At 43.8% G+C, this 18,772-nt stretch carries 15 protein-coding genes; 2 read left to right on the top strand and 13 right to left on the bottom strand.

The genetic code is table 11. The annotated features are described in order from the left end of the window. Positions 1-143, top strand: a 143-nt coding sequence (locus H5123_RS11615; RefSeq protein ID WP_182698054.1) for a tyrosine-type recombinase/integrase, incomplete at its 5' end; no start/stop codon positions are given. A 650-nt stretch (positions 144-793) separates the two neighbouring features. Here the strand turns inward: H5123_RS11615 and H5123_RS11610 are convergent. Further along, entirely contained in the window at positions 794-2,410 is a 1,617-nt protein-coding gene (locus H5123_RS11610; protein ID WP_259395655.1) for a M28 family metallopeptidase, read from the bottom strand. A 330-nt stretch (positions 2,411-2,740) separates the two neighbouring features. On the opposite strand from H5123_RS11610, the gene H5123_RS11605 reads away from it, so the two are divergent. Then, positions 2,741-3,082 (top strand): hypothetical protein, encoded by a 342-nt coding sequence (locus H5123_RS11605; protein WP_124017000.1) that lies wholly within the window; start codon positions 2,741-2,743, stop codon positions 3,080-3,082. Positions 3,083-3,085: 3 nt separating this feature from the next. Here the strand turns inward: H5123_RS11605 and tilS are convergent, their stop codons facing one another. The 12 genes from tilS to H5123_RS11545 all read right to left on the bottom strand — a co-directional run bounded on the left by tilS (position 3,086) and on the right by H5123_RS11545 (position 18,759). Continuing rightward, on the bottom strand, positions 3,086-4,537 hold the full coding sequence (gene tilS, locus H5123_RS11600) for a tRNA lysidine(34) synthetase TilS (RefSeq protein WP_182698052.1): 1,452 nt from the start codon (positions 4,535-4,537) through the stop codon (positions 3,086-3,088). Between the two features lie 9 nt (positions 4,538-4,546). Beyond that, positions 4,547-8,020 carry a DNA polymerase III subunit alpha gene (gene dnaE, locus H5123_RS11595; RefSeq protein ID WP_124016998.1) on the bottom strand — a complete coding sequence of 1,158 codons (3,474 nt, stop codon included), beginning with the start codon at positions 8,018-8,020 and terminating at the stop codon, positions 4,547-4,549. Positions 8,021-8,129: 109 nt separating this feature from the next. Then, positions 8,130-8,777, bottom strand: a complete 648-nt coding sequence (gene rnhB / locus H5123_RS11590; RefSeq protein WP_404948308.1) for a ribonuclease HII — start codon at positions 8,775-8,777, stop codon at positions 8,130-8,132. 18 nt (positions 8,778-8,795) lie between these two features. Beyond that, positions 8,796-9,944 carry a lipid-A-disaccharide synthase gene (gene lpxB, locus H5123_RS11585; protein WP_124016997.1) on the bottom strand — a complete coding sequence of 383 codons (1,149 nt, stop codon included), beginning with the start codon at positions 9,942-9,944 and terminating at the stop codon, positions 8,796-8,798. A gap of 9 nt (positions 9,945-9,953) precedes the next feature. After that, positions 9,954-10,724, bottom strand: a complete 771-nt coding sequence (lpxA, locus tag H5123_RS11580; RefSeq protein ID WP_124016996.1) for an acyl-ACP--UDP-N-acetylglucosamine O-acyltransferase — start codon at positions 10,722-10,724, stop codon at positions 9,954-9,956. After that, positions 10,721-11,182 carry a 3-hydroxyacyl-ACP dehydratase FabZ gene (fabZ, locus tag H5123_RS11575; RefSeq protein WP_124016995.1) on the bottom strand — a complete coding sequence of 154 codons (462 nt, stop codon included), beginning with the start codon at positions 11,180-11,182 and terminating at the stop codon, positions 10,721-10,723. Before fabZ ends, lpxA begins: the two co-directional genes overlap by 4 nt. 31 nt (positions 11,183-11,213) lie before the next feature. Further along, a complete protein-coding gene (lpxD, locus tag H5123_RS11570) occupies positions 11,214-12,239 on the bottom strand; it encodes a UDP-3-O-(3-hydroxymyristoyl)glucosamine N-acyltransferase (RefSeq protein ID WP_124016994.1) in 1,026 nt (341 codons plus the stop codon). Positions 12,240-12,244: 5 nt separating this feature from the next. Continuing rightward, complete coding sequence (locus H5123_RS11565; RefSeq protein ID WP_124017027.1) at positions 12,245-12,742, bottom strand: OmpH family outer membrane protein; 498 nt, start codon at positions 12,740-12,742, stop codon at positions 12,245-12,247. A gap of 65 nt (positions 12,743-12,807) precedes the next feature. After that, on the bottom strand, positions 12,808-15,291 hold the full coding sequence (gene bamA, locus H5123_RS11560) for an outer membrane protein assembly factor BamA (RefSeq protein WP_182698051.1): 2,484 nt from the start codon (positions 15,289-15,291) through the stop codon (positions 12,808-12,810). Positions 15,292-15,322: 31 nt separating this feature from the next. Then, a complete protein-coding gene (gene rseP / locus H5123_RS11555) occupies positions 15,323-16,693 on the bottom strand; it encodes a sigma E protease regulator RseP (protein WP_182698050.1) in 1,371 nt (456 codons plus the stop codon). 12 nt (positions 16,694-16,705) lie between these two features. After that, positions 16,706-17,896, bottom strand: a complete 1,191-nt coding sequence (ispC, locus tag H5123_RS11550; protein ID WP_182698049.1) for a 1-deoxy-D-xylulose-5-phosphate reductoisomerase — start codon at positions 17,894-17,896, stop codon at positions 16,706-16,708. 5 nt (positions 17,897-17,901) lie between these two features. Further along, a complete protein-coding gene (locus H5123_RS11545; RefSeq protein ID WP_182698048.1) occupies positions 17,902-18,759 on the bottom strand; it encodes a phosphatidate cytidylyltransferase in 858 nt (285 codons plus the stop codon). Positions 18,760-18,772 lie beyond the last annotated feature (13 nt).

Genomic DNA, 18,772 nt, shown 5'->3' with positions numbered 1-18,772 from the left:
CAACATCTTTATTACTCAAAGGCCATGACATTCGTACCATCCAAGAGTTATTGGGACACAGTGATGTCAAAACGACCGAGATATATACCCATGTGATTGGTGGCCATCATACTGGGGTCATAAGTCCTCTTGACAGTCTTTAAGGCATACTACAAAACAAGTTACTAGGGCCTTATCTTTTGCTTTCCGCATTAGTAAATATGAGGCAAACACAGAAACACAAAGTTCGAATGAGTAATTGTTCTAAATCATAATGGGGCATAAATGATTTGCATAACTTGCTTGCAATTGGTGTGATTCAACTCTGAACTTGAGGACGTTGAAGACTCTTTATAAAAGAATGCGTGAGTCTGACAGGCCTTTCTCGCACATCCATGTGCTTCAAGGCAGGATGCCTATCAGAGTCAGGCTAGCTTTCGTTGGCTAGGGATGGCCTATCGGAAGCGTTAGCATTTTCACTCCTTATTAAAAGATGGGCCGAAGCAGGTTTCAAATGAAGTTAAAAGCTGGATCAATCCCCATGGCAACCTTTTCGCAGCTGTTGTTTTGTAAATAGCGAAAATGTTGCGGGGCGGCTGGGAGTTCCAAGAGGGAACAGCCGTTGGTTTCCTCTTGGTCTGCTGTGGGTGAAGCGCCACGACGTTGGTGGCCGCAGGCCATATGTAGTCAGCCCATGTAGGGTGGAACCTTGCGATATTACTTCAAACGAAGTTTGAAAATACCTTAGTGGCTGTAGGCCATAACTAATAAAAAAGGAGGCTTTCGCCTCCTCTCTTTATCCAACTATCTAACACTACTTACCGTCTTGTGCTCGACGCTTTTTGAAGTCTGAATCTTCGATCCATTTTGGCCAGTCGTTGTTATTGGCGAGCTTTTCAATGATGTCGCTAATTAAAGCGAGATCTTGCTCTACCCCGCCTAAATCCCAATTAGCATCATAGTCATCTGCACCTTGATGGTATTTATGGGCAATATAGTCTGGGTCGGTGTCGCCTAGGCTCATGAACATTAACCCGGGGACGCCTTGTTGGGCTAAGGCAAAATGGTCTGAACGGAACATTAAACCATTTTGTGGGCGAGGATCAGCCTTTACAGTGCGGCCTTGTGCTTTGGCGGCATCATCTAAATAGGTTTCAAGTTGTGATACGCCTTGGCCGTAACGCAAGATGTAATTAACCCCTTTACCCACGTTCATGCCGTCTATGTTTAAAAACGATACCAGTTGTTTAGTCGGTACAGGAGGATTCGCGGCAAAGTATTGCGCGCCAATAAGGCCAGTTTCTTCTGCGGTAAATGCAGTAAATAAAATAGAGCGTTTAGGTGCTTTGTTTTGCTGTTTAAAATGACGCGCAAGTTGCAATACGCCTGCAACCCCAGAGGCATTGTCGACGGCACCGTTTAAAATTACCGTTTTACCGTCTTGCACGGTTTTACCTAAGTGATCCCAGTGGGCATGCATGACTACCCACTCATCGGCTTGGCTGGTGCCTGGTATGAGTCCTGCTACGTTATAAGATGTGGCTAATTCGATGGTATTTTTTACTGCTAAATTGGCTTTGAGTTTAAGTGGTATAGATTTAAAACCCGCTTTTGCTGCACTGAGTTTCACTTTATCAAAGTCTAGGCCTGCTGCTTGAAACACCTTTTGCGCGGTTTGATGTTGCACCCAGCCCATGACACCAATATGTGATTGGTTTTTGTGATCATCAACTAAGGTGTATTTAGTATTGGTGTTGCTGTTTTCTACCACATTCCAGCCGTAGGCTGCAGGTGCAGTTTCATGGACAATAAACACCGCTTTGGCGCCCTGCCTGGCTGCTTCTTCGTACTTGTAGGTCCAACGGCCATAATAGGTCATGGCATTGCCTTTAAAGATAGCGGGATCTTGAGTGGCAAAGCCTGGATCATTAACTAACACAATGACGGTTTTGCCTTTAACATCAATGTTGGCATAGTCATTCCACTGATATTCCGGCGCATTAATACCATAGCCAACAAACACTATATCGCTGTTATCTACACTCACTTGAGGTAGAACTTGCTCAGTACGAGCAGTGAAATCAGTGCCATTATTAAACACTAAATCGCCAATAGTGAGTTGCATGGTTTGATCCGCGGTAATCTTAGCCATCGGCACAGCTTGACGATAACTGTCACCGAAACCTGGAGCGAGTCCCATTGCTTTGTATGCGTTTTCTAAATACTCAACGGTTAGCTTTTCGCCATGAGATAACGGCCCACGGCCCTCAAATTCATCACTGGCTAAGGTTTGGACATCTTGACGATAGGTTTTTTGATCAAATTGAAATGGCGTAGCGTTGACACTTGGCAGAAGCAACACACCAAACACAGCTAATAAACGAAAGGTATTCACGGACAAGGTCCCCTGTTGAGTATTGAGAGCAACCATTGTAACAGCAAGCAGCTAAAGCGAAAGTCGTTAACGCAGCTTAATAAATAACCCCAGCTGGCTTTACACAAAAAACACATGGTAGGGATAATTAAGACGCTTTGCATACGGCCACCTCTAACTAAATGCATAGCTATCTGACTAAAAATGATCGGCATGCATTTGTAATACAACAACACCTATTGACATAATATGTCGCAGCGTTCTATAGTGAGACATAAAATGTCATCGAGGGTCTGTTTGCCATTTTGATGATTTAACGTGTATGAGCTTGTGTTAATAAAACACCCGAGGTGAATAGTGACAATACCGAAATATAAAGGGAAATATATGAAATTTATCATCGTTGGTGTAATCAGTTTTACACTGGGCATAACTGGCGCGGGTATGATTGCACTTAAATTTTTTGCCTATGGAGGTCAAAGCGTTGCCGCTGCAGAAATTCAAATGTCGGCGAGTACCTTACAGCTGCTTGAATCAAATCAAACCGATATGGTAGTCAACAAGCTGTGTTCGATACTGCCTATTGCATTAAAAAATAAAGCCGAATTTGACGCCTCATGGTTTGCTATCGAATTTAATTATGGTCATACCCAATCAGACGAAGATATTGAAACAATTGCCAAAAATATGTTGGCAAAGGGCAATATTTGCAACCCGATAACGCATTAGCAATCAAAGCAAACTAATGCCATGGTGCCCTGTTTGCGCTAAATAGCGTTTGTCTACCCATAGGCCGATAGCAGCAACTAATACTTCATCATAGAAAACTAATGGAATATGTTGCCGACGCCAAGGTGGGATATTGCACTCTTGCCATAGTTTTTTTAACTCACGCGGTTTTGGCCGTTGTGAGGTAGCAAATTGTGGTTGGCACTTAATAGAGCCTGCTGCGCCATAGCGAATCGTCACTTTACTGTTAGTTGGCGCTAACGCTAATAGAGGCTTATCAGCAGATAGTTGTTGGCTTAAAAGGCATTGATGCTGGCCGATATCTATCTGCAACTCAGTAACATCACCCTTTAATAGACGAATAAAATCAGCGGTTAATGAGAGCGGATCGGGCGTGTTAAGATCACTATAGCTCAGTACATAGGCCACCCCTGCATAGCGTTTTACTTGGTAGCCACCCCATTGGATCGCCATATTAGCATCATCTTTAGCAGCCAGCAGTTGTGACAGTATCTGCTGTAATTGCGCTTGCGAAGGTAAACTAACGCCACAATGGCTTAAATATCCGCGAAATAGTAATGCTTGCCAAGCAGCACTTAATTGACCAAAACCGCTAAGCTTAAATCCGCTTGATTCGATTATTGATGCATTGTCATCATTGGCTAATATTAGCCATTGAGGTAAGCGATGACTGACTTCGTCATCAATAACGTCTTGTTGCTGAGTACACAATGCCGCACTTCTGGCGGCTGTTACTGCGATACTTGGCCAGCGTTGTTTTAAGCGGGGAATAATATCTAAACGCAGAAAGTTACGATCATAACTGTCGTCTTGATTACTTTCATCTTCAATATGAGTTAAACGCTGTTGCAGTGCAAATTGCTCTATTTGCTCTCGGCTGACATCTAATAGTGGCCTAACCAACCAAGCGTGATGATAAGCTTGTATGGCGCCCATCGCACCAAGCCCTTTAGGCCCTTGGCCACGCTTTAATGCCAGCAATAACGTTTCAAGTTGATCATCCTGGTGATGGGCAGTGAGTAAGATATCCCCCGGATTAAGGTAGCGGTCAAACGCTTGATAACGGGCGTCACGCGCTTGTGCCTCAAGGCTTTGCCTTGGACCTTTGTCAACATTAACGCGCTCAATTTGCACGGGTAATTGGTAATAACCCGCGCGCGTTATACAGTGTTGCACCCAAGTGTCGGCATTGGGACTGAGCCCATGATGAACATGGATAAGTAAACACGCAATATGTGGGTATTTTTGGGCGAACGCACTCAAACCATAAGCTAATACTTCAGAATCAACTCCACCACTGTAAGCCAGCACTAACTTAGGTGTGCGCTCATGTTGCAAACTCGTCTGTTGATAAAGTGGCATTACCGCTTGTTCAAGCAAACTAAGCAATTGTTGGCCGCTGAGTTGAGCTAAAGTCGAGTGTTTCACTGTCATGGTATGTACCTAGAAAACAATTTTAACATTGGTTGACCCGAGCATACTTTCGAGTGCTAACATCAACTCATCACTGGGATTAACTCGCCATTCATCACCTAAAGTAATTTTACCGCTAGCATGGTCTTGTGCATAATTAATGGTCACCGGAACCACACCATTTCGCCAAGGGGTTAAGGTTTGTTCAAAGGTTTCCAGCCATGCTTGGGTAACATCGTTGCCATGAACATTTATTGCAACCGCTTTAGCAAAATGACTACGAGCTTCACCAATTTCGATAATATTACGGGCGTTCATCCGGTTACCACCAGAGAAATCATCAAAACTGACATCACCTTCGCAAATTAAAATACGATCTTTTTCAAGCATGTGGCCAAACTTTTCAAACGGTTCGGTAAACAGCATGACTTCTAAACGGGCACTTTTGTCATCTAAGGTGACTAGGCCCATTTTAGAGCCACGCTTGGTGATCATTACCCGCGTAGCGACCACTAGACCAGCAACTTTAACGGTTTTACCACGTTCTGTTGGGTGAATGTCTTTTAAGCGACCGTTAGTGTATTGCTTCAACTCTTTTAAATACTGGTTAATCGGGTGGCCCGTTAGATACAAACCTAATGTTTCACGCTCCCCTTCAAGCCAAATTTTGTCTGGCCAAGGGGTACACTGAACAAAGTTTTGCTTACTGTCTTCTGGCTCAGAGTTGAGTAAACCAAACATATCATGCTGGCCAATGGCTTCGGCTTTAGCATGTTGCGCGGCAGCACTAATAGCCTCTGGCAAAGTGGCCATCATTGATGCGCGATGCGGACCTAAGGTATCTAGTGCACCCGCAAGGATCAGTTTTTCAATCACTCGTTTGTTGAGTTTTTTCAAATCAACACGGGCACAGAAATCAAATAAGTCGATAAATGGGCCGTCTTTTCGGGCCTCTAAAATGGACTCAACCGGACCTTCACCTACGCCTTTAATCGCGCCGATACCGTAAACAATATTTAAGTCGTCATCGACGGTAAATTTAAATTGGCCTTTGTTCACATCGGGCGGAATTAACGGTAAGCCCATGCGCTCACATTCATCCACTAAGGTGACAATTTTATCAGTGTTATCCATGTCGGCAGACATTACTGCCGCCATAAACTGCGCCGGAAAATGGGTTTTTAGCCACAGGGTTTGGTACGAGACGAGTGCATAAGCGGCTGAGTGAGATTTGTTAAACCCGTAACCGGCAAACTTTTCCACCAAGTCAAAGATCTTCATCGACAAATCGCCATCGATACCGTTGTTAATCGCCCCTTCTTTAAACGTGCCGCGCTGCTTGGCCATTTCTTCGGGTTTTTTCTTACCCATGGCACGACGGAGCATATCCGCACCACCTAGGGTATAACCCGACAATACTTGCGCAATCTGCATCACCTGCTCTTGATACAAGATAATGCCGTAAGTTGGTGACAATAATTCTTTTAACGATTCATGCTGATATTCGGCATCTGGGTATGAGACTTCTTCACGCCCATGCTTACGTTCAATAAAGTTATCCACCATGCCTGATTGCAAAGGGCCTGGGCGGAATAACGCTACAAGCGCAATCATGTCTTCAAAACAGTCTGGTTGCAGACGTTTGATCAAATCTTTCATGCCGCGAGATTCGAGCTGGAATACCGCAGTAGTCTCATAACGTTGCAGTAATCTAAAGCAAGCAGGATCGGCAAGTGGAATGGCTTCAATCAGTACCGGCTCTTTACCTTCTTTGGCTAGGCGCGGATTAATCATCTGCAATGCCCAATCAATGATCGTTAAGGTACGTAAACCCAAGAAGTCGAACTTAACTAAACCCGCGGTTTCAACATCGTTTTTATCAAATTGCGTAACCGGGTTTAGACCTTCTGCATCGCAATACAGTGGCGCGAAATCGGTAATCCGAGTGGGCGCAATAACCACACCACCGGCATGTTTACCCGCGTTACGCGTCACACCTTCTAGGCGCCGACACATGTCGATGAGCTCTTTAACATCTTCGTCGCTGTCATAGGCTTCTGGTAGCGATGGCTCAACTTCAAACGCTTTAGCTAACGTCATTCCAGGCTCTGCTGGGATCATTTTAGTGAGACGTTCAACAAAGCCGTATGGATGACCTAAAACACGGCCAACGTCGCGCACAACCGCTTTAGCCGCCATGGTACCAAAGGTAATAATTTGCGATACCGCTTCTCGGCCGTACAGCTCTGCTACGTGATCAATGACCTCATCGCGTCGGTCCATGCAAAAGTCGACGTCGAAATCGGGCATGGATACGCGTTCAGGGTTCAAGAAACGTTCGAACAGTAAGTCGTACTCGAGTGGATCTAAGTCGGTAATTTTAAGTGCGTATGCCACTAATGAACCGGCACCTGAACCACGACCTGGGCCAACCGGAATACCGTTATCTTTACCCCATTGGATAAACTCCATCACGATAAGGAAGTAGCCAGGAAACCCCATCTGGTTAATGACTTTCAGCTCAATCGCAAGGCGTTCGTCATACTCGCCACGCTTTTCGATACGAACTTGTGGGTCGGGGAATAAAAACGCCAGACGCTCTTCGAGGCCTTTTTCGGAGGCCGCGACTAAGAAGTCTTCAATCGATAAATCACCGGTGGGGAAATTAGGTAAAAAGTATTCATGCAAGCGGATGGTGACATTACAACGTTTAGCAATTTCAACACTGTTTTGAATCGCCGACGGAATATCACTAAACAGCGCAAGCATTTCGTCTTCGGTGCGCAGATATTGTTGATCGCTGTAGGTTTTAGGGCGACGGGGGTCAACTAAAGTATAACCATCATGGATCGCAACACGGATCTCATGCGCTTCAAAGTCGTCTTGTTTTAAAAATACCACTTGGTTAGTGGCCACAACGGGTAAACCTTTAATTGACGCTAGCTCAACCGCCATGTGTAAATAGCGTTCTTCATGTGCCCGGCCGGTGCGGATAAGTTCGAGGTAATAGCGGTCTTCAAAGTGTTGTTGATAAAAAGCGATCAGTGACTCAACTTGATTTTGATTGCCCTTTAATAAGGCTTTACCCACATCACCGTCTTTGGCGCCTGAAAGAATGATCAAGCCGCTGTTATATTTGATCAGCCAGTCTTGATCAATCACTACGCGGTTATCGATATGCCCACGAAGATAAGCTTCGCTGATTAATTGGGTTAGATTTTGATAACCGTCATTGTTCATCGCAATAATGGTTAACGCACAAAACTCTTTTTCAAAACCAGGAGTTTGTACCCAAAAATCGGCACCAATAATAGGTTTAATCCCGACGCCATGACAGGCACCGTAAAACTTGACCAAACCACAAAAGTTGTTTTGATCAGTTAACGCTATGGCTGCCATGCCCTGACTTTCAGCAGCAGCAATAATAGGTTTAACTTTGGCAACGCCATCTGACATTGAATAATCACTGTGGACGCGCAAATGAACAAAACGAGGATCGGACATAGATTATTTTTCTTCGAAAAAGATGAATGAAACAACACGAAAATGCGGAATTTAGACTACCAAACTAAGTGATTTTATCCAATGATAAACTCACTTAGTTTGGTGATTATCACAATGGATCCTGAAGTAAAATACGCTCAGCAACAGGTTTAAAACTTTTACGATGTTCAGGTAACACGCCATATAATGCCAAGGCTTCAAAATGTGCTTTGGTTGGGTAACCTTTGTGTTTAGCAAAGCTATACTGGGGATACTGGCTGTCTAAGGCATCCATCTCGGCATCACGAGTCACTTTAGCAATAATAGATGCTGCGCTGATAGCGGCAACCAGCCCATCACCTTTGATGATAGCATGGCTGGTAATACCAAAATGAGGCACACGATTACCATCAACTAATACTCGCTCAGGTAAAATGGCTAAACCTGCCACAGCGCGTTGCATCGCCAGCATAGTGGCATGCAAAATATTAAGCTCATCGATTTCAAGTGGACTGGCACGGCCAATACTGACACTTAACGCGTTATCCATAATCTGTTGATATAAAGCGTTACGGCGCTTCTCACTGAGTTTCTTAGAATCATTAAGGCCAACAATTGGTTTACTCGGGTCTAAGATCACCGCGGCGGTGACCACATCACCAATCAATGGACCACGGCCGACTTCATCAACACCGGCAACCACACCTTGTGAAATCATGGCGACGTGTTCTGGGGTAATATTTTTAATCACCACAGGAAGAGAATCAAGAGATGTCATCTGTTTTATCCTGTAAACCTAAGACGCATGTAACAATGCCACTACAGCATCTGCAGCTCGTTCGCTGGCGTTACATTTAAGTAAACCATGTAATTGCTCAAAACGGGCATTTAGCGGTGCAAAATCTTGATTGAGTTGGTTAATTACCGCGTCTGCAATTAACTGAGGCTGGCAATTTGCTTGCATGAGCTCAGGCACTATGGTCTCGTTTGCTAACAGATTAGGCAACGAATAGTTCTTAATTTTCATCATCCGAATCGCAATGGCATAAGTAATAGGGCTAACACGATAAGACACCACCATTGGGCGTTTTACCAGCATTGCCTCTAAAGTTGCAGTGCCTGACGCTAACAAAATACAATCAGCAGCAGCCATCACCTCACGAGATTGACCTTCAATAAGAGTGACCTCTAAATCGGGCGCAAACTCCTCAAGCGCAGTTAGAAATTGTTGCCGGCGAGCATCATTAACCACAGGCGTGACAAATTTGATGTCCGGATAAGCTTGTTTAACCAACTGGGCTGCTTTGATAAAAGGTTCAGCTAATTGCTTTAACTCACCGCCACGAGACCCTGGTAATACCGCCAAGTATTCAGCATCGGCATCTAATCCTAATAATTGACGCGCTGCCTGCTTGTCGCTGTACATAGGTATATCATCAGCAAGTGTATGGCCGACAAAGGTACAGGGTACTTGATACTGGTCGTAAAAGGCTTTCTCAAATGGCAGTAACGACAACACCATATTAGTGGCTTTGGCAATTTTGAAAATACGCTTTGGACGCCAAGCCCAGACCGACGGGCTAACATAATGGACCGTTTTTATTCCTTTAGCTTTTAACTTAAGCTCTAAGCCAATGTTAAAGTCAGGTGCATCAATACCGATAAAGCAATCTGGAGCTAATTCAGTAATCTGTTTGACTAAACTGGAACGAATATGCATAAGCCGCGGTAAACACGAAAGCACCTCAACTAACCCCATCACTGAAAGCTCTTCCATTGAGAATAAACTTTCAAATCCTAGGGCTTGCATGCGCGGGCCACCAATACCGATAAATCGCGCATCAGGGTAGCGTTGTTTGAGTGAATGAACTAAACCGGCACCTAAAATATCGCCGGAGATTTCTCCGGCGACAATGGCAAATACTTTTGAAGAAGAGTTGGTCATCGTTTCCGTCTATCGAATAATGCCACGAGCAGAGTGGTTTACGAAATCTACTAACATTTTTACATTGGCGTCATTTTTAGCAGACTCAGCCAGTTCAGCATTGGCTTCTTCAATGGTTAAGCTTTTACGAAATATCGCTTTATACGCATTCAAGATTGCACGCTGGCTTTCTTTAGTAAAACCACGGCGTTTTAAACCTTCTAAATTTAATCCACGTGGTGCAGCAGGGGATCCCGAAGCCATCACAAATGGAGGTACATCTTTTAAAATCAGCGAAGCACCGGCAGTGAATGCATGGTCACCAATATGAACAAACTGATGTACACCTGTCATGCCACCTAAAATAACCCAATCACCAACATGCACATGGCCAGCGATAGATGCATTGTTAGCCATAATGACGTTATTACCTACAACACAGTCATGGGCGATGTGAACATAAGCCATAAATAGATTATTTGAACCTATGCGTGTTTCACCATGATCTTGGGTAGTACCTCGGTGAATAGTGACTGACTCACGGATAATATTATTGTCACCAATAATTAACCGAGTTTGCTCACCGGCATACTTTTTATCTTGGCACTCTTCACCGACCGAAGAGAATTGGAAAATACGGTTACCTTTACCAATAACCGTTGGACCTTTAACCACAACATGCGAGCTTATCCATGTGTCGTCGCCAATTTCAACATTTTCACCGATATAAGTCCAAGGACCAATAGTGACATTATGGCCAATTTTGGCTGTTGGGTGAACAAATGCTAATTTATCTATCACTTTTCAATCTCTCTACGTGCACACATGATTTCAGCGGAACAAACCAGTTCACCATCAACCAGGGCTTCACCAATAAACACACCAATGCCACGACGCTCTTTAATCATTTTAACGTGAAAATGTATTTGATCGCCTGGTACAACTACACGTCTAAAACGCGCTTTATCAATACCGGCGAAATAATACAATACGTCAGGAGACGGCTCTGTACTCATGGTTTTAAATGCAAGTAAGCCTGTGGCTTGTGCCATAGCTTCTAAAATTAGTACACCTGGCATCACAGGTTGTATTGGAAAATGTCCCTGAAAAAATGGTTCATTAATAGTGACATTTTTAATCGCATGTAGTTGCTCACCTACAGTAAAGTCTAATACACGATCGATTAACAAAAATGGATATCTATGGGGTAGATATTTAAGTATCTCTTGAATATCCATGGTGTTTAATTGGTTTGACACACTACATTCCTTTAATAAGGCAGAATTACAATTATTCTGTGCCCTTAGCACTTTTCTCGAGATTTTTCACTCGACTAAATAAATCATCTAGTTGGCGGAAACGCACAGTATTTCGACGCCAAAGTTTGTTTTCCATGGCAACTGTAGCAGATGAATACACGCCTTTCTCGCGAATAATACTCGTTATATTGGTACCGCCAGAGACATGGACACCATCCACAATACTAAGGTGTCCTGCAACAGCACTACCACCACCAATAATGCAGTATTTACCGATAGTAGAACTACCTGCAATGATGGAACCACCCGCCATCGCGGTATTTTGTCCAATAACAACATTATGGGCAATTTGAACTTGATTGTCGATAATCACACCATCATGAATCTCGGTATGCGACAGCGCGCCACGGTCAATACTGGTACATGCGCCAATTTCCACATGATTGCCAATACGTACACCACCTGTTTGAGGGATTTTAATCCAATTACCACGTTCATTGGCATAACCAAAACCATCAGAACCAATAACAGAGCCTGAATGAACGATACAGTGGTGACCAATATGCACATCATGATAAATCGTTACATTCGCCCAAAGACGTGTATCTGAACCAATAATACTGGTTTCACCGATCACACAACCTGGACCAATCTGAACATTTTCACCTAAAATAACATTGGCACCAATCACCGCATTTGCACCAATAGCAACACCGTCACCAATAATGGCTGAGGCTTCTATTTGGGCTGAAGGATGGATACCAAGGCTTTCTTTTGGTGTGGTATCAAGTAATTGCGCCACGCGAGCGAACCCAACATAAGGGTCACTGACAATTAGGGCATTACCTTGATAATTGCTTGCTTCTTTTTCGCTAAGTAAAACCGCGCTAGCTTGAGTTGCCTCAAGCATTGCACGGTATTTACTATTGGCTAAAAAAGAGAGTTGGCCTTGGACTGCATGTTCAAGAGTAGCCACACTGGTAATTTCCAGCGTATCGTCACCTTTGACTGTTGCACCCAATAATTGGCTAAGCTCTTTTAAAGTCACTTTTTGCATACTTATTATTTGCCTTTGCTTAAGGCTTCTACCACTTTGCTGCTGATATCAGCTTCTGGCTTAACAAAAATTACCGCGCCACGTTGAAGAACCATGTCGTAGTTTTCTTTACCAGCAATGGTATTAATTGCTTTTTGCACTTGAACTAATAGCTTGTTCTGCTCTTCACCTTGACGGCGACGCATGTCTTCGTCTAAAGCTTTGCCTTTCAGTTGGAATTCAGATTTCAATGATTCCATTTTACGGACTAATTCAGTTTTTTGTGTGTCGCTCATTAACGCGCCATCACGTTGTTGCTTTTCAACCATAGAACGCATGTCTTCTTGCATTTTTTGGACTTCAGCAACACGATCACCAAACTCAGCTTTTAACGATTTAGAAATTTGTTCGCGCTGTGGCAACTGCTCGAACACTTGACCCATATCCACTACAGCAAGCTTTTCTGCTTGAACTAGCATAGGGGTAGCAAACAATGCCAATGTAATTAATGCGCGATTTACCATCTTTTTCAAAGTAGACTCCTTGTTGAACTTGTTGTTGTCAGCAAAACTTGCCGAGTGTATTTGTTTTAGAACGTTTTGCCAATATTGAACGAGAAAATCTCTGTCTCATCATCTTCGTATTCTTTCAGCGGCCAAGCTAAACTGAATACCATAGGACCCATTGGCGATAGCCACTGAACGCTCATACCCCATGAGGCACGTAAACGAGCTGGATCACTGTAATCTTCTAACTTAGAGAACTGATCCGCAGGCAGATTTCGATAAGATTCATAATCAAACTCTGTATCCCATACGTTACCGGCATCCACAAAGAAACTGGTCCGCACTGAGTTGGTGTAAGCTTCATCAAGGAATGGCGTCGGAACGATCATTTCAAAGCTTGCGGTTGCAATAGCATTACCACCAATTGAGCGACCTGAACTGACCTGAATCGTATTTGGGTCACCAGGTAAGCTACAACCATCACCAGAAACATCAGGCGCACATTGCTCACTACCACGGTATAAATAGAACGAGCGTGGACCGACAGAATTTGACTTGAAGCCACGTAACGAACTGCTACCACCTGAATAGTAGTTTTCCCAGAACGGTAAGATTTGGTCATTGTCGTTATATTGACCATAACCGTTTGAGTAACCTAAACGGGCGCGAGCCAATAATACAAACCCATGCTGAGGTGTCAGCGGGAAGTAGAAATTGGTATCAAAATCCGTTTTAAAGTACTGCAAGTCAGAACCCGGAACCGTCATTTTACCGCTTAAACGTTGCGATGAACCATCTGTAGGGAACGTACCACGGTTAAGTGTGCTGCGGTACCAACCAGCATTCAATTCAAAGTTATCAAAACTTAAGTCTGAATTTGGATCGTCCGTTTCACGATACACATTGTAGAAACGCAATGCTTGTTCATAAGCAGAGATTTCTGAAATGGTATTATGACGATAACCAATACCACCGTTCAAACGGTTATATTCGTTGATCGGGAAGCCTGAGTTTAACGCCACACCATAAGATTTATTCTTATAGCGTTCAAGGTTAGCCTGGTTAGCATCAAACTCGTTCCAGTAAACGCTACCACCTAAACTAACACCATCTTTGGTGAAATAAGGGTCAGTGAAAGACAAGTTAGCGCTACGGGAATATTTATTAGTGTTAATACTAATACCCGCTTGGTTACCGGTGCCAAGGAAGTTGTTTTGCTCAACGCCAAACTGCAAACTCACGCCAGATTCAGTACCATAACCGACACCCGCGTTAAACGAACCCGACGGCTGTTCTTTCACAGTTACTGCAACATCAACTAAATCGTCACTGCCCGGCACTTGAATCGTTTCTGCATCAACTGTTTCAAAATAACCTAAACGGTTAAGGCGAAGTTTAGACTGCTCAATTTGGGCTGAGTTTAACCATGCCCCTTCCATTTGACGAAGTTCACGACGCATAACTTCATCTTTGGTAACCGTGTTACCGGTGAAGTTAATTGAGCGAACATAGACGCGTTTACCCGGTTTAACATTAATGTTAAGCACCACTTCTTTGGTGTCATCATTAATTTCAGGGTAAGTTTTCACTTCCGGATAAGCATAACCGAAACGGCCCAGGTATTTACTGTACATTTCTTCGGTGAATGTGACATCGGCACCGTTGTACATATTACCCGCTTTGATAGGTAAAATAGATTTCATTAACTCTTCGCGGCCCATAAGGTCACCAATTAAGTTAACTTCTTTTACTTTATACTTTTCACCTTCATTAACATTGATAGTGATGTACAAACCTTTACGGTCCGGTGTCATCGCCACTTGTGTTGAGGTGACTTCAAAACGAATATAACCTTGGTTATGGTAATAGGTTTTGATGGTTTCTAAGTCGGCTTGTAGCTTTTGCTTTTGGTAGCGACGCTCACCAAACAAATCCCACCAAGCCACATAATCTTTGAGTTCCAGCATACTGATGATCTCAGAATCTGAGAACACAGTATTACCTACTACGTTGATTTGACGGATTTCAGCCGCTAACCCTTCGGTAAATTTAAACTTAAGTTCAACACGGTTACGCGGCAAGTTGATGATTTGCGCTTCAACTTTCGCCCCATACTTACCCACACCGTAATAGAAATCTTGCAGGCCTTTTTCAATGCCTGTCAACATGGTTCTATCAAGTGACTCGCCCGCTTTAACACCAGAACCGTCAAGACTTTCTTGTAACTGTTCGTCTTTAATATCTTTATTACCTTCAAACGAGATAATACTGATAGTTGGACGCTCTTTAACCGTTACAAAAAGTATACCGTCTTCGTGACTGACACTGATGTTTTCAAAATTGGTTGAACCGTATAGGCTCTTAATCGCTTGCTGTAATTTAACTTCATCTACCGTGTCACCTACTTTCACAGGTAAACTCAATAGTGCTGCACCGAGAGCAACTCGTTGCAAACCTTCTACTTGGATGTCGGTCACTTCAAAAGGTTGGAAAGACTCTGCCCAACCATTCCCTGAAAAAGACGCGCCGACGAATAACATCGAGGCAAAAATTTTATTAAATCTCATAGAGCACTTCTAATTATTAGTCTGTCCTTGCTCAGAGTCGGGCAAAATCATTGAATAAGGCTACGCCCATCAACATTAGCAGCAAAGCTGCGCCAAACCTGAAACCTATTTCCTGAACCTTTTCGGGTACAGGCTTACCAGTAATCACTTCAATAAAGTAATACAGCAAGTGTCCACCATCGAGCACTGGCAAAGGCATTAAGTTAATAATGCCTAAGTTAACGCTGATGAGCGCGATAAATCCTAGAAAGTACACTAAACCGTAACTCGCACTGGCGCCTGCGCCCTGTGCAATAGAAATAGGACCACTAAGATTTTTCACCGACACATCGCCGGTAAATAATTTTCCAATCATCTTGAAGCTGACCACAACAAGTTGCGATGTTTTATCAGCTGCAGCGACAACAGAATCTACTATGCCATACTCAAGTTCAAAGCGCATATTATCAGGCCATGGAGCTTGAGTTGGGCTAATTCCGACAATCCCGATAGTCTTACCTTCAGGATCTTGTTGTGCTTTTGGCACAACATCAACATTGATAAGTTCGCCTTGGCGCAGCAATGTCATATTAATATTTTTGTTAGCAGAGCTTTGTATCACATCAACAAACGCATTCCAATTGCTGTATTGTGTACCGTTAATGTTGACCAGTTTATCGCCAGCAATAATGCCTGCTTGCTCAGCTGCGCTGTCTTTGCTCACTGCAGCTATAGTTGGATCAATACCTGGGCGAAAAATGCCTAATCCAAGAGCTGTAATCGGTGATTCTTTTTCAGGATCAAATACCCAGTTACGCGTATCGAGCTTGAACGTGCGAACTGGCATGTCCATCCCAGATAACTCAGGTAGTGACGCCAAGGTTAATTCAATACTGTCATCACCAATATGCCCCACTAGGGCCAAGTTAACCTCTTCCCAAGTGCGCACTTTTTGTCCTGACACCGCGATAATCTGTTGCGGCTCAACCAATTGAATAACACTGGCAGGACTGTCTAATTTAGTAGTATCAATCACAGGCTTAATCGACGGAGTGCCAATAAGGTACATGAGATACAAGGCTGCAAAAGCAAAAATAAAGTTAGCGATAGGGCCGGCTGACACAATCGCAATCCGTTGCCATACAGTTTTACGGTTAAACGCTTGATCAACTAACTCGGCGGGGACCTCTTCAACACGCTCATCGAGCATTTTGACATAGCCACCCAGTGGTATCATCGCAACCACATATTCAGTTCCGTCTTTACCGACTTTTCGCCAAATTGCTTTACCAAAGCCAATAGAGAAGCGCTCTACTTTGACACCACAGCGACGGGCAACCCAAAAGTGTCCGTACTCATGCGCGGTAATCAAAATACCTAATGCAACAATAAAAGAGCCTAGGCTCCACAAAAAATCTATCATTATTTCCCTGAACTAATTAAGTGCTTTAATGGCAGACATTGCTGTCGCACGGGTTTGAGCATCAAGCTGTAATATATCGTCAATACTCGCTAAGCGCGTCTGTTGTACCAGTTCTAAACAGCGAGCATTTACATTGGCAATATCAGTGAAGCGCATCTGGCCTTTTAAAAACGCATCAACAGCGACTTCATTCGCTGCGTTCAGCACAGTAGTGGCTTCTTGCCCTTGCTCGCAAGCCTGCATCGCTAAGCGTAAACAGGGAAAACGGTCAAAGTCAGGTTCACAAAAGCTTAATTGTCCGACTTTGAAAAAATCCAAAGGTTCAACGCCAGCGTCAATTCTTTGCGGATAGCTCATACAATGAGCAATCGGCGTACGCATATCGGGGTTGCCCATTTGCGCAATAACAGAGCCATCTCGGTATTGCACCATAGAATGAATGAGACTTTGAGGATGAATCACCACTTTCAGTTGCTCAGCTTGAGTATTAAACAACCAGCGAGCTTCAATAAACTCTAAGCCTTTGTTCATCATAGTGGCGGAATCAACAGAGATTTTAGGGCCCATAGACCAGTTGGGGTGATTACACGCCTGAGTCGGCGTCATCGCACTTAACGTGGTTAAATCGGTGTTTAGAAATGGCCCACCGGAACCTGTTAATAAAATATGAGCAATACCTGAAGCGGCTAAATCACAGTAACCTAATTGGGCTTGAACTTGTGTGGGTAAACACTGGAAAATCGCATTGTGTTCGCTGTCGACAGGTAACACAATTGCGCCCGATGTTTTTGCCGTGTGCATAAATAACTCACCCGACATCACTAAGGCTTCTTTGTTGGCTAACAACACCCTTTTGCCAGCTTTAACAGCATCAAATGTTGGCACTAAACCCGCCGCACCAACAATGGCCGCCATCACGGTATCGGTTCGACTGTCGGTCACTAAAGCGTTTAACGCCTCAGCACCGGTTGTCACTTGAGTAATACTGTTGCTCGGCAATAACGACTTAAGCTCCATAGCGGCGCGCTCATCGACCATGTGAGCATATTCAGGTTGATGACTGATACACAAGGCCAGCATGTTATGCACGCTGGTATTAGCCACTAATCCATAGACATGAAAATCAGCAGGATTGTTTGCCACCACACTTAAGGTGCTTGCACCAATCGAGCCTGTCGCCCCTAAAATCACCATATTTTGCATTGGCATCACATCCACATAGTTATGTAGATAAACGTAAATACAGGTAATGCAGCCGTTAGACTGTCGATGCGATCTAAAATCCCACCGTGTCCGGGTAAAATGGTGCCAGAGTCTTTGATATTGGCTGCACGTTTAAACATACTTTCAGACAAGTCACCAAATGCAGATGCAAGTGCTGTAATTAAGGTAACTACAACAAGTAAACCCAGTTCTTGCTCTGGGGCAACATACATAATACCCGCGACCACAACCATAGTGGTCACCAAGCCACCAACTAAACCCTCAAGGGTTTTAGCAGGACTGACACTTGGCATTAATTTACGCTTACCTAACTTACGGCCAGCGAAATAAGCTCCAGTATCGGTAGCCCACACCACTAACATGACGATAAACACTAAAGCACCGCCATAATACGGATGCACATTGCTGCTTAACGATTTGAGGGCAATCAATGAAGCAAAGCACGGAATAAGCGTTAACTGACCAAACATGGATTTCAGCATTGGGCTGTCTTTCCATATTTTAGCGCTTTTGGGGAAACTGAACACCAATGCACTGCTCACTATCCACCAAAATACCCCGATGGTGATAATGGCGAGGTACATAGGGTGTAATTGCCCTTTAAACCACAACACATCAATTGGTACCGCCAAATTAAGCGCGATAAGTAACAAGCCCAGTGTTGCAGTAAAAGACCACTGCGTAACGTTACAGCTTGGGTCAATAAAACTGCCCCACTCTTTTGCTGCAATTAAAAACACTGGGACTAACACCCAAGCAAAAATATTTGCTGGGAGTAAAAATATTGCCCCGAGTACAATTGGGATTAACCACAATGCTGTTATTATTCGTTGTTTTAGCAAAAACTAATCCTCT

Source organism: Shewanella sp. SR43-4 (assembly GCF_014163845.1).
In the GTDB taxonomy this organism is placed as follows: Bacteria; Pseudomonadota; Gammaproteobacteria; order Enterobacterales; family Shewanellaceae; genus Shewanella; species Shewanella vesiculosa.
Note: the sequence above shows the minus strand (reverse complement) of the source record. Positions and strands in the feature narration are given on the sequence as shown.